Here is a 12,361-nt window from a genome sequence, read left to right on the forward strand (position 1 = left end):
CTGCAAATAAGGCAGTGGGCGAAAACCGGACCATCCTCCACAGCAGATGATTGCCTCACTGCCCCGTGCGGCGTATTCCTGTTTCATGTGATGGGCATATCCATGCCGTGATCTGAAAAGGCGATGTGATCCATGATGCAGAGCGCATCCGAAGCTTCAATAGCCGCACCGTTTCAGCGCCTCAGAACTGCGGTCCTCTTTTTGACGCTGACCCTTATCGGGCTCTGGCCTGCTTTTCTGAACGGCGATCCGCTGCTCTTTTATGACAGCGCCAGCTATTACAAGGGTGGCGGCGCTGCGATTGAGATGCTGGAAGACAAGCTCGGTATCGATACTCAAAAGACGGACCGCGAACCGACGCCGGAGCCCACGGTCTCTGCACCAAGCGAAAGTAATCCTGAAGATGCGGTCGCGGAACAGTTACGCCCCGCCACTGCGGACGTCACGTCTCGCAAATTCGGCCTCAGATCACTACCGTTCTCGCTATACGCAAATGTCACAACGCGATTGTTCGGTGTCTTTGGCCCGATCGCCCTGATTTCCGCGCTTACGGCTTGGCTGATCCTTGCCTTCGTAGCGATCCTGCCGACTGCCACGCGGTCGCTGGTGGCTTTGGGAACGATGGGCTTGAGTGGCTTGCCGTTCTATACGTCGCAATACATGCCGGACACGTTGGCGGGACACCTGATACTTGCGCCCATCATCATGGTCGTGCGCACCGATTTGGGCGCATGGACGCGGCTGCTGCTTCTGGCCACCATGGCCTTTGCATTCTTGGCCCATTACGCCCATATCCCGCTTGGCGCCGTGATGCTTTTGCTTCTTGTCGGTGCGTACGTTGTTCGCCGCTCCTATATCTGGGCGGGACTATCGGCGGCCACTCTTCTGATCGCACTTGGCGTGAACGTCGCGATCTCGCTTCTTGTTCCGACGGTCGAGCCCGATAGGGCAACATCGACACAGACGGCTGAAGCAGCGCCGGTGGAGAAGCCAAAGAGCGGCAAGAGCATTTCCATTGCCCCCGCGCGTTTTCCCATCCTGCTGGCCCGTACGCTCGAAGATGGACCGGGCCGAAAATACCTTGAGGCGACATGTCCCGACCCGCGCTTCACCCTTTGCGAAGTCTACGCAACATTCCCGAAAAACGTAGGCGCCGCGCTTTGGGGGGACGACAGTATTTACAATCGCGCCACACCCATTCAAGCGCAGCGGATTGCGGATGAGGAACTTGAGCTGATCTGGGAGGCGTTCAAAGCTTACCCGGTAGAACAGACGACCGCGCTTCTGGGGAACGCTTTCGAGCAGCTTTATCTGATTGGGCTGAACGACCAGATATTTGGTTCTATGGAAGTCTTGGGGCCCCGCACAATTGACGTTGAACTGGAGTTTCACACCTATGACAGCGTGAAGGCGGCGGTGGAACAGATACAGTTGATCTCGGTCGGTCTCGCACTGCTTGGGCTTATTTTGCGGTTTGGATCTTTTTCGCAGCCGTTTCGACAAGGTGTCTGGTTTTTGGCCGTGGGGTTATTGGTCAACGCGGCTGTTTGCGGCGGGCTGTCTGCGCCGGTTGATCGCTATCAAGGCCGTGTGATCTGGTGTCTTATTCTTATGGGATTTTCTGCTTGGGCTCTGCATCCAAGGTTGGCAGGTCTCAACCTTCGCGCCGCGCCTCAATAAATCCCCAGATCGTTGCCAGTTGCGCGACCCCGACAAGCCCCGCCCGCGCAAAGCCTGCTGGCCTGACTTCCTCATGGAGTGGGGCAGTGACAAGACCCCAATAGAATCCTAAGCGAGACAGGGGACGGAATGCACCCTTCGGTCCGCTTTGATGAAACCCCGCCGCGCCATAACCGTAGTTCCTATGCTGCCGCCAGAACTTACGGAACGTGAAAGCATGGTGATGATGGAGAACAGCCTCTTCCACATAGGAAAAGCCAAATCCGGCATCAGCCCAGCTTCGACATAGTGCCCGATCTTCCCCTGCTGCGCGCCGGTAGCTGGTGTCAAAGCCTCCAATCTCGCTGAATTGCTTGGCTGGCATGGCGATGTTGTTGGAGGCGAAGAATGGTTCCGCATTGCCGCTCTGAGCGGAGAGAAAATCGTTCATCTCTTGGCTTGTGCGGGCATATATGTCGTTTGCGATGGCATTGATCGTTTGGCCGCCGAACAGCGTCGGGGCAGGGGCGTCCTTCGCCGCCTTCTCGAAGGCCGCTGCCCACCCCGGTTGGGGGCGGCAGTCGTCATCTGTGAAGAGCAATAAATCGCCTTTGGCTGCTGCTGCTCCGCGGTTTCTTGCCGCTGCGGGGCCGGCATTCTCCTGCCGAAGCAGAGTTAGATCGTGCGGTCCGTCCGGAAGATGGTCAACGGGCTGGTCAGATCCGTCATCGACGATCACGATCTCCAGCGTGCAACCGGTCTGTTTCTGCAGCGCGTCGACGCAGGATCGCAGAGTTTCCGGCCTATTATATGTTGGAACGATAACGCTTAGCTGCATGGCGCCCGTGTATCTCTCATCCGCGAAAAGTTGCCGTATCAGATTTAATTTGGCGGGCATCCCCGCATCCGTTCATGGTACATCGAATAGTAAGAGTTCGAAACCTGCTAAGCCAGAGAGGCAACGCGCCATTTTTCCATATTTTGCTGGACTGTCATGACCGGGAAGGATTTAGACATCGACGTCGTCGTGCCCGCTTTTCGATGCCGGGCCGAGTTGAAAGCCTGCCTTGAGGGGCTGCTTGACGCGGGGGCGCCTGCGGAGCGCATTATTGTCGTAGATGACGCGTCCGGGGATGACACGCCAGAGGCCGCGCGCGCTGCTGGGGTCCAGCTAATCGCGCTGGATAAGAATGTCGGACCCGCCGCTGCCCGCAACCGGGGCGTCGCGGCCGCGACCGCCGATCTCGTGCTGTTCGTAGATGCGGATGTTGTGGTGGCTGGCGACGTGTTGGATCGCGTTCGCGCTGCATTCTCGGCGGATGCCGGTCTAAGCGCCCTCTTTGGCGCTTACGACACAAAACCAGCCGCGCCCGGCCGGATCAGCCGTATCCGTAATCTGTTGCACCATTGGAACCACGATCGTGCTGCGGGCGGCGCGGTTACGTTCTGGACGGGTTTGGGGGCGGTTCGGCATGACGCATTCGATGCAGTCGGCGGCTTTGACGAAACGCTAGACTATATGGAGGATGTCGATTTGGGTATGCGGATCTGGCGGCAAGGCGGTCGTATCCAGATTGATCCGGCAATCCAGGGCAAGCATCTAAAGAACTGGAGCTTCCGGTCCATGATGCGCACAGATTTTTGGGGCAGGGCGGTTCCATGGTCCAGACTGATCATGAACGGCGAGTTTAAAGACGTTCCGAAAACACTTAACGCGGGACGGCGGGGCCAATTGTCTGTCATCGCCGTTGCTGTAAGCGTTTTTGCACTAATCCTTATGCCGATCAGCGCCTTCTTTCTCGCGGTCGTAATCTGCGCGATTGGTCTGATTGGCTGGCTTCATAGCGGCTTCCTGCGGCTGTTGAAGCAGGTTGGGGAGCCCGGTGATCGTCTTGCCGCTTTGGGCGTGTTGTGGCTTCTCTATCTGACCGCGGGCTTCGGGTTCGTCTGGGTAATCTACGAACGAGTCGCCGGGCGCGTCCCCAATCAAGCCTGAACATCTACCGCCGCCTTGTGAGATTGGATCATCGCGCCCCTTGCTCTTCGGCATCGCCCTTGCTATACGGCGCGCGTTGATGCGGCGGAAACAGCTGTGGGACGTAAGAGGCAGGGTCGGTTTGCACCGGCCCTCTTTGTTTTATGCGTGTCTCACTTATGACCAAAGCACCGGCCAATTGAAATCCAAAGACCGGCGGAGACAACCGCGCGGCCAGTCAAAGCACTAGTAAAGGAAACCTGAGACCACATGGCTCAAAGCGCATCTATGGAGGAATTCGAAGCCCTCCTGAACGAAAGCTTCGAAATGGACACCCCGGACGAGGGTTCGGTTGTCAAAGGCAAAGTCATCGCAATCGAAGCGGGACAGGCCATCATCGACATCGGCTACAAAATGGAAGGCCGCGTCGAGCTCAAAGAATTTGCTGATCCCGGTGAAAGCCCGAAAATCGACGTTGGCGACGAGGTAGAAGTCTTCCTCGAGCGCGTTGAAAATGCGCGTGGCGAAGCCTCCATCAGCCGTGACAAGGCCCGCCGTGAAGAAGCGTGGGATCGTCTCGAAAAAGCATATGCCGACGAAGCACGCGTCGAGGGTGCAATCTTCGGTCGCGTCAAAGGTGGTTTCACCGTAGATCTGGGCGGCGCTGTAGCATTCCTGCCCGGTTCACAAGTCGACGTGCGCCCCGTGCGCGACGCTGGCCCACTCATGGGTATGAAGCAGCCTTTCCAGATTCTGAAAATGGACCGCCGCCGGGGCAACATCGTTGTGTCACGCCGCGCGATCCTTGAAGAATCCCGTGCTGAACAGCGTGCAGAAGTCATCGGCAACCTTACAGAAGGTCAGGCTGTTGACGGCGTGGTCAAAAACATCACCGAGTACGGCGCATTCGTCGATTTGGGCGGTGTGGATGGCCTGCTGCACGTCACAGACATGGCATGGCGCCGCGTCAACGATCCGCGTGAAATCCTTTCCATCGGCGAAACCGTTAAAGTTCAGGTCATCAAGATCAACAAGGAAACACACCGCATCAGCCTCGGCATGAAGCAGTTGCAGGACGATCCTTGGAATGCGGTTGAAGCCAAGTACACGCTGGACAGCGTGCATCAAGGTCGCGTGACAAACATCACCGATTACGGTGCGTTTGTTGAACTTGAGCCCGGCGTCGAAGGTCTGGTCCACGTCTCCGAGATGTCCTGGACCAAGAAAAACGTACATCCAGGCAAAATCGTGTCCACCTCGCAAGAGGTTGAGGTCATGGTGCTGGAGATCGACAGCGCGAAACGCCGCGTATCGCTTGGTCTCAAGCAAACCATGCGCAACCCTTGGGAAGTGTTCGCCGAGAACAATCCTGTGGGAACCGAGATCGAAGGCGAAGTCAAAAACATCACCGAGTTCGGTCTGTTTGTTGGTCTCGACAACGATATCGACGGCATGGTGCACCTCAGCGACATTACGTGGGACGGCCGCGGCGAAGACGCGCTGGGCGATTTCCGCAAGGGCGACATGGTCAAAGCTGTGGTCACCGAAGTGGATGTCGAGAAAGAGCGGATTTCGTTGTCCATCAAGGCACTCGACGGATCCTTCGACACAGCGACCGAGGGCGTCAAGCGCGGCTCGATCATCACCGTTGAGGTCACATCCATCGAAGACGGTGGCATTGAGGTCGAGTATGAAGGGGCGAAATCCTTCATTCGCCGGTCCGATTTGTCCCGTGATCGTGCGGAACAACGTCCCGAGCGCTTCCAAGTTGGCGACAAAGTTGACGTTCGCGTAACCAACGTCGACAGCAAGACCCGCCGTTTGGGCCTGTCCATTAAGGCACGTGAGATCGCAGAAGAGAAAGAGGCCGTGGAACAGTACGGCTCCTCCGACTCCGGTGCATCACTTGGTGATATCCTCGGCGCAGCGTTGAAAAGCGACGACGATTAAAGTCCGACGATCTGAGAATTGAAGAAGGCCTCGCACGTGCGAGGCCTTTTTTACTGGACCATCACAGCCTCGAATCGATTCTTCCCGAAAGCGAGAAGAACGCTGCTGATATTTCGCTCAAACGCTGCCTCAGACCGCGCATACGCCTGCTGGAGCGTGATAAAATGAATTTTTCCCCATTGTATCAATGCCAAAGCGGCCTAATGTCTTTTATCGAAAAGCAGAATAGGCCTATAGTCTGGGACATCACGGGCTCGTGGTTCGGCAAAGTCCTGGGGAGGATTGTTCATGATACGCTCGGAGTTGATCCAAAAGATCGCTGACGAAAATCCACATCTCTACCACCGCGATGTGGAGCGAATTGTGAACACGATTTTTGACGAAATCATCGAGGCCATTTCTTCCGGCAACCGGGTGGAGCTGCGAGGGTTTGGTGCATTCTCAGTGAAAGCACGCGGTGCACGCACCGGACGGAACCCACGGACAGGTGAAGCCGTTGATGTGGAAGAGAAGCACGTTCCATTCTTCAAGACCGGAAAATTGCTCCGAGATCGTCTGAACGGCAAGGAAAGCTGAAAAACTCATGCGCTACGTAAAGTACCTGTTTCTAGCACTCGTCGCGATCTGCTTGGTTGTGGTGGCGCTCGCCAACAGGGACAGCGTGAATGTTCAGGTTTTGCCGCCGGAACTGTCGGCCTATCTGGGCCAACCGTTCAGCTATACGTTGCCACTCTATCTGATCATCTTTATCAGCATCGTGGTCGGACTTCTGATTGGTTTCGTGTGGGAATGGCTGCGTGAGCATAAACACCGGGCCGAGGCACGCGCGCAGCGCCGTGAGAAAGAAAAGCTCGCTCGCGAAGTCAAAGGTCTCAAGCGTCGCACGAATGAAGGCAAGGACGACGTTCTGGCACTTCTCGACGACGCCCAGCCCTCCCGCTGATACATGAATGTTCGCGTCAAGATTTGCGGTCTGCGGAGCGCGGATGATGTCGCGGCCTGCGTGGCGGCCAGAGCAAATTATGTTGGTTTGGTCTTCTTCCCTAAATCCCCCCGACATCTTGAGGTAGATATGGCGCGCGACGTCGCGTTGTCCGTACCAGTGGGACTGGCCAAGGTCGCACTGACGGTAGATGCAACCGATGCCGAATTGGACGCTCTGATTGAGGCGGTTCCGCTGGATATGCTGCAACTTCACGGGCATGAAACACCAGATCGGGTTGTGCATGTGCGGTCGCGCTACGGCTTGCCGGTCATGAAGGCGGTCGGCATCGCGGATGAGGGCGATTTGCCTGCGTTGTCAGATCACTTACAAGTTGCTGATCAGATACTTGTCGATGCGAAGCCCCCGAAGTCCGCTCAGTTGCCTGGGGGCAATGGTCTGACTTTCGATTGGCGGTTGATCGCAGGGCGTCGGTGGCCGGTTCCTTGGATGTTGGCCGGTGGATTGAATCTGACCAATGTGGCGGATGCCCTGCGGTTGACTGGTGCGGACCAAGTGGACGTCTCGTCGGGGGTGGAACGCGCGCCCGGGGTCAAGGACGCGGCCAAAATCGTCGCATTTTGTGACGCGGCTCGGATGCCTGCACGTGACGCGGCGATTTGAGGGCTTGTAGTCACTGCATTTTTTAGAAAGATGCAGGCCTTCGATGCAGGGAGCACTTTGATGGCCAACGACCTCTTTAACAGCTTTATGACCGGGCCCGACGAAACGGGCCGTTTCGGAAAGTTTGGCGGTCGGTTTGTTAGCGAAACACTGATGCCGCTGATCCTGTCTCTCGAAGACGAATACGAGAAGGCCAAAACAGACGACAGCTTCTGGGCAGAGATGAACGATCTTTGGACTAACTACGTCGGCCGCCCTTCGCCAATGTACTTCGCAGAGCGTTTGACCGCGCATTTGGGCGGTGCGCAGATCTACATGAAGCGCGATGAATTGAACCACACGGGCGCACACAAAATCAACAACGTGTTGGGTCAGATTATTCTGGCGCGGCGAATGGGAAAGACACGCATAATTGCGGAAACAGGCGCGGGCCAGCACGGTGTTGCGACGGCGACTGTATGCGCGAAATTTGGTCTGAAATGTGTGGTCTATATGGGTGCGCATGATGTGGAACGTCAGGCGCCCAACGTGTTCCGGATGCGTCTGTTGGGGGCCGAAGTCATTCCTGTGACCTCCGGCCGCGGTACGTTGAAGGACGCTATGAACGACGCGCTGCGCGACTGGGTGACCAACGTGCGGGATACATTCTACTGTATCGGGACAGTCGCGGGCCCGCACCCGTACCCGGCCATGGTCCGTGATTTTCAAGCTATCATCGGCAAGGAAGCGAAAGCGCAATTAGAAGAACAGATCGGCCGTTTGCCCGACACGCTCATCGCCGCGATCGGCGGCGGGTCAAATGCGATGGGTCTTTTCTTCCCCTTTCTCGACGACAAAGAGGTCGAGATCATCGGCGTCGAAGCTGGTGGAAAGGGTGTAAATGCGAAGATGGAGCACTGCGCGTCGCTGACTGGTGGGCGGCCGGGCGTTTTGCATGGCAACCGGACCTATCTTTTGCAGGATGATGACGGACAGATCCTTGAGGGTTTTTCGATTTCTGCTGGTCTGGACTATCCGGGTATCGGCCCAGAACACGCTTGGTTGCATGAGATCGGCCGTGCCAAATATGTCGCGATCACCGATGCTGAAGCCCTCGAAGCCTTTCAGTTGTGCTGTGAGCAGGAAGGGATCATCCCTGCACTTGAGCCCAGCCATGCATTGGCTCATGTCATGAAGATCGCTCCTGATCTGCCGAAGGATCATGTGATCTGCATGAATATGTGCGGCCGAGGCGACAAGGATATCTTCACCGTCGCCAAAGCGCTCGGTTTCGAGATGAACACAGGCGCTTAAAGTTCGCAGCGATCAGACCGAGCGCTCCGCAATTGGCGCGGTGCATCCTCCCTTTGTATATATCTTTGGTTTAGCCCGCGGCCGCACACGCCGCAGGTGACGATTCAGAGATGGTCTTCACGGGTAAACCTCAGTTTATTCCTGTACATGACCGGTTTACGAAGCTCGTGCTAAACCTTTTGAAAATAGCTCGAAAAATTCGGGGTGGTCACAGTCAAGGTACTCAGGCACCGCACGTCGCGGCGCCGCAGCCTTGAAAGGACTAAAAGATGCCAAAGATACTTGCCCTCTCCACCGCAGCAATACTCATGGGGACGACGGCGTTCGCCCTCCCGGCAGTCTCTACGGAAACCGGCGATAAAGCACCCCATGATATCCGCATGGCGCAAGTTGGCGAAGACTTGAAAGAGTTCCTCTCATCTTTTCGCAATGGCGGTGACACGACGTTCCGCGACGACGACGACGACGACGACGACGAGGATGATGATGAAGATGATGATGAAGATGAAGATGACGATGATGATGAAGACGATGATGACGATGATGATGACGATGATGATGAAGACGATGATGATGACGATGACGACGATGACGACTGATCATGCGATCAAGTGAGCAATGCGACCTCTCGCTTCATCAGCGGGGGGTCTTAACCAGGGGACCAGTATGGTTAAGATGAACCGACGCGCGTTCCTGATCGGGCTGACCTGCGTGATTACCCCAACAGTGGGAAGCTCACAGTCTGTCGAACGCAGCGTGCGCCACCAGCTTCAGCGACAAGGTTACCGGAATATTGAGGTTTCGCGCACATTGCTGGGGCGCCTCAAGTTCTCGGCGACACGCGGGCAGTTCCGCAGAGAAATTGTTCTCAGTCCGTCAACTGGAGTAATTCTTCGCGATTTCTCTGCCAGGATTGGTAGCAACGGTGTTGCCAGTCCGAATATCCTTGGCGGTGACAACGACGACGAACGTGGCAACATCTCGGGTCGGGATGATGATGGTCGAAGCGGGTCGTCGGGCGGCGGCTCGAATGGCGACGATGATGACAATGAAGGAGGAGATGACGACGACGACAATGACGACGACAGTGATGATGACGACGACGACAATGATGACGATGGTGACGACGACAGCGATGACGATGATGGTGACGACGATGGCGATGACGATTGATCCGCCATGTTGAGCAACCCGATCACCTTTGCCATTATCCTCGGCGTCCAAGTGTTATGCGCGGTTTTCTTTGTCTCTGATATTCTCATCTCGGTGTTCGGACTGACGTCTGTGCCAATCAGTTGGCAGTTTCACGAGTTGATTGAGATTGGCGCGTCGGTGGGCCTTCTTCTTGGGGTGGCCGTGGGGGCTGTGGCTCTCAGGCATGTATCGCGGCGCAATCTACATGTGGAGTCTCAACTTCGGGTGGCATCCGGCGCGTTCGCAGAATTGATCTTCGAAAAATTCAATCAATGGCAGTTGACGCCAGCGGAACGTGATGTCGCGCTATTCGCACTGAAAGGGCTTTCAACATCGGAGATCGCTGCTTTGAGGGAAACGAGCGAAGGGACCGTGAAGGCTCAAACAAACGCGATCTATCGCAAAGCTGGCGTAAGCGGGCGGGCGCAACTTATGAGCCTCTTTGTAGATGATCTGATGAGCGAGACACTGATTTCAGATCTAGCGAGCTAGCTCTGATCGATATCAGGAAGGTCCAGTGCGTGCTCCTCTAACACGCTACGCGGCACGATGTTGAGTGCTTGTTCATGGGTCGAGGCTAGGCTGACCTTTGGCGCGGCGCCTTCCTCATGTGCTTGTAGGAACCGCGCGGCGCAAAGGCACCATTTGTCGCCCGCTTTCAGACCCTTGAAACCAAATTGCGGCATTGGTGTACTGAGGTCGTTCCCGAGGTATTTTGACAACGCGAGAAACTCATCGGTCATCACAGCGCACACCGTATGGCTTCCTCTGTCTGCAGATCCCGTGTCGCAGCAGCCGTTGCGGAAAAAGCCTGTCACGGGATTGTTGGAACAATGCTCCAGCTTGGTGCCAAAGACGTTGATCGACGGTGCTTTATCCATGTGCATCTCCCTTACCGGCTTAAGATAGCGGTCAGTCGGGTGGTGTCCATTCCACATGTTGGCCATGGAACCCCGCGCGGCCCATTTTGAACACGAGATCCCCCGGCCAAAGGCGAAGCGTCAGCCCTGCGCTGCCCGGTGTTCCGTCCGATTCCATTCCAAACCACGCCAGCGGTTCATCCGCGGTGGCTTTCTGACCGGCGCTTTCTATCGCGCGCGTTGCCCTCTTCTGGCTTTCCTGCGGGAAGTACTGCCAAGCAATGGTGTGATAGATCAGATGTACATGACCTTTTCGCGTTTGCGACAAACGCTGCTCAAGCCACGATGCGACATCACCACGGTCAACGCTTGGTGTTGCGAGCGCGATTGCGGCATCTGTCAGGGCGCGGCGCTCTGGCTGGTCGGGCCAAAGATACGCCCGCAAACGCAGGGCATCGGCTGGTTGGTTGGGATCTAGCGGGTTGAGATCTATTCCGCGCCGATCCGCGACCTGCGGCTGTGACGTTGCAGGGGTGGGCCCTTGCCAGTCTGGCGCAAGCCTCACTGTTGCGACCGGATCCCCAAAAATCTGCCCGCCGACATCAAGCGCGTACCGATCCCAGAAGAGGTTCAGACCTGCGCTGGCCCCAAGCTCAGACAGAACAAGCGGCAGTCCATATCTGTCAGCAAGCCACCGCCCCGCTGCAATCAAAACAGCGCTACGCCGGACCTCGTTCGTCTGCGGCGGGCTATCGAGCCAGCGGTCCAGTTGCGCCTCATCACGGATGAGCGTTTCTTTGACTGCGGACCACAACGCATCGTCCGACACAGTGTGCGGAGGATATACATCTCGCAGCGGGCCACCTTGCAGCGCTGTTGCGTGCAGGGCGCCTGCCAGGCGAAGTGGGACAGACTGGCCAGAGGGTGACAAATCACCCTGCCAGTTGAACAACCTGTTTGCGATGGCGGTCTCGGGCCTCAGACGGTCGGCAAACAGGGTCATAAGCCGACCCATGAAGGGGGATCCCAATCCGGTGCAGGAGCGAGCTTGGTGTCTCAGCGCGTCCTTAAAGGTCATCTGAAACGATCAATCAGCTTTTGGACCGCTGTGCGGGCATCAGGCACAGGATCTTCCGGCGCGTGGGCGGCGACCACTTTCTGCGGCTTTGGTGTGGTCGTCGACGACCGAGGTGGCGCAACCCGTAGCGCAACTGCGTTCATGAAGCGCCCGCTGTCGCCATCGGCAAGATGGGGCGCCCCATCCCCAATCCCGCGGATCACGTCATCCAGCCAATCGCGATCGCTTTTGGGGAAATCGTGAAGCACATATCCTGGCACTTTGTCCTTATGACCGGGATGACCCACGCCAAGACGGACCCGATCATAATGCGGCCCGATATGTTCGTGGATGGACCGCAGCCCGTTGTGCCCTGCGTGGCCACCGCCCGCCTTTACGCGAACCTTTGACGGCGCAAGATCGATCTCGTCGTGGAACACCGTAATGTCCGTGCTGTCGAGCTTGTAAAACCGCATCGCCTCGCCCACGGATTGGCCAGAGCGGTTCATGAAAGTTTCGGGCTTCAACAGGACGATCTTGTCTGAGCCAAGGCGTCCTTCGCTGATCTGTCCCTGGAACTTCTTTTTCCAACTGGAAAAGCCGTGATTCTGCGCGATCTGATCGACCGCCATAAAACCGATATTATGCCGGTTCTGCGCGTATTTCGCACCGGGATTTCCAAGGCCAACGAAAAGTTTCATGAGGATTTTCTATCGTTTGGCGCCAGATTCTAAAAGATCGTAAACGCGTGGGCTTGCAGGACTTCA

At 56.6% G+C, this 12,361-nt stretch carries 14 protein-coding genes; 10 read left to right on the forward strand and 4 right to left on the reverse strand.

Annotation, left to right across the window (positions count from 1 at the left end):
• Positions 1-132: 132 nt before the first annotated feature.
• The gene (locus KIN_RS00815) at positions 133-1,680 is read left to right on the forward strand and encodes a hypothetical protein (RefSeq protein ID WP_159804071.1); all 1,548 of its coding nucleotides are present in this window, start codon (positions 133-135) and stop codon (positions 1,678-1,680) included.
• On the opposite strand, the gene KIN_RS00820 is transcribed toward KIN_RS00815, so the two are convergent.
• The gene (locus KIN_RS00820) at positions 1,655-2,557 is read right to left on the reverse strand and encodes a glycosyltransferase family 2 protein (protein ID WP_159804072.1); all 903 of its coding nucleotides are present in this window, start codon (positions 2,555-2,557) and stop codon (positions 1,655-1,657) included. The genes KIN_RS00815 and KIN_RS00820 overlap by 26 nt on opposite strands.
• Positions 2,558-2,653: 96 nt before the next feature.
• Here KIN_RS00820 and KIN_RS00825 point away from each other — a divergent pair, with 96 nt between their 5' ends.
• The 9 genes from KIN_RS00825 to KIN_RS00865 all read left to right on the forward strand — a co-directional run bounded on the left by KIN_RS00825 (position 2,654) and on the right by KIN_RS00865 (position 10,169).
• The gene (locus KIN_RS00825; RefSeq protein ID WP_159804073.1) at positions 2,654-3,655 is read left to right on the forward strand and encodes a glycosyltransferase family 2 protein; all 1,002 of its coding nucleotides are present in this window, start codon (positions 2,654-2,656) and stop codon (positions 3,653-3,655) included.
• A 249-nt stretch (positions 3,656-3,904) separates the two neighbouring features.
• Positions 3,905-5,584 carry a 30S ribosomal protein S1 gene (gene rpsA / locus KIN_RS00830; protein ID WP_159804074.1) on the forward strand — a complete coding sequence of 560 codons (1,680 nt, stop codon included), beginning with the start codon at positions 3,905-3,907 and terminating at the stop codon, positions 5,582-5,584.
• Between the two features lie 288 nt (positions 5,585-5,872).
• The gene (ihfB, locus tag KIN_RS00835; RefSeq protein ID WP_159804075.1) at positions 5,873-6,160 is read left to right on the forward strand and encodes an integration host factor subunit beta; all 288 of its coding nucleotides are present in this window, start codon (positions 5,873-5,875) and stop codon (positions 6,158-6,160) included.
• A gap of 7 nt (positions 6,161-6,167) precedes the next feature.
• Positions 6,168-6,527 carry a LapA family protein gene (locus KIN_RS00840; protein ID WP_159804076.1) on the forward strand — a complete coding sequence of 120 codons (360 nt, stop codon included), beginning with the start codon at positions 6,168-6,170 and terminating at the stop codon, positions 6,525-6,527.
• Between the two features lie 3 nt (positions 6,528-6,530).
• Entirely contained in the window at positions 6,531-7,190 is a 660-nt protein-coding gene (locus KIN_RS00845) for a phosphoribosylanthranilate isomerase (protein WP_159804077.1), read from the forward strand.
• A gap of 60 nt (positions 7,191-7,250) precedes the next feature.
• The gene (gene trpB, locus KIN_RS00850; RefSeq protein ID WP_159804078.1) at positions 7,251-8,483 is read left to right on the forward strand and encodes a tryptophan synthase subunit beta; all 1,233 of its coding nucleotides are present in this window, start codon (positions 7,251-7,253) and stop codon (positions 8,481-8,483) included.
• A gap of 269 nt (positions 8,484-8,752) precedes the next feature.
• Positions 8,753-9,082, forward strand: a complete 330-nt coding sequence (locus KIN_RS00855; RefSeq protein ID WP_159804079.1) for a hypothetical protein — start codon at positions 8,753-8,755, stop codon at positions 9,080-9,082.
• 67 nt (positions 9,083-9,149) lie between these two features.
• Entirely contained in the window at positions 9,150-9,656 is a 507-nt protein-coding gene (locus KIN_RS22215; RefSeq protein WP_174239087.1) for a PepSY domain-containing protein, read from the forward strand.
• A gap of 6 nt (positions 9,657-9,662) precedes the next feature.
• Positions 9,663-10,169, forward strand: coding sequence for a helix-turn-helix transcriptional regulator (locus KIN_RS00865; RefSeq protein WP_159804080.1), 507 nt, complete (start codon positions 9,663-9,665; stop codon positions 10,167-10,169).
• Here KIN_RS00865 and KIN_RS00870 read toward each other — a convergent pair.
• The 3 genes from KIN_RS00870 to pth are packed head-to-tail and all read right to left on the reverse strand — an operon-like array spanning position 10,166 to position 12,295.
• Positions 10,166-10,558, reverse strand: coding sequence for a DUF2237 family protein (locus tag KIN_RS00870; RefSeq protein ID WP_159804081.1), 393 nt, complete (start codon positions 10,556-10,558; stop codon positions 10,166-10,168). The two genes, KIN_RS00865 and KIN_RS00870, sit on opposite strands and share 4 nt — an antisense overlap.
• Before the next feature lie 31 nt (positions 10,559-10,589).
• On the reverse strand, positions 10,590-11,615 hold the full coding sequence (locus tag KIN_RS00875; protein WP_159804082.1) for a DUF2332 domain-containing protein: 1,026 nt from the start codon (positions 11,613-11,615) through the stop codon (positions 10,590-10,592).
• Positions 11,612-12,295: an aminoacyl-tRNA hydrolase gene (pth, locus tag KIN_RS00880; protein ID WP_159804083.1), complete on the reverse strand. Its 684-nt coding sequence runs from the start codon at positions 12,293-12,295 to the stop codon at positions 11,612-11,614. The genes KIN_RS00875 and pth overlap by 4 nt, the downstream gene beginning before the upstream one ends.
• Positions 12,296-12,361: the final 66 nt, after the last annotated feature.

Source organism: Litoreibacter roseus, assembly GCF_009811795.1.
Taxonomy (GTDB): domain Bacteria; phylum Pseudomonadota; class Alphaproteobacteria; order Rhodobacterales; family Rhodobacteraceae; genus Litoreibacter; species Litoreibacter roseus.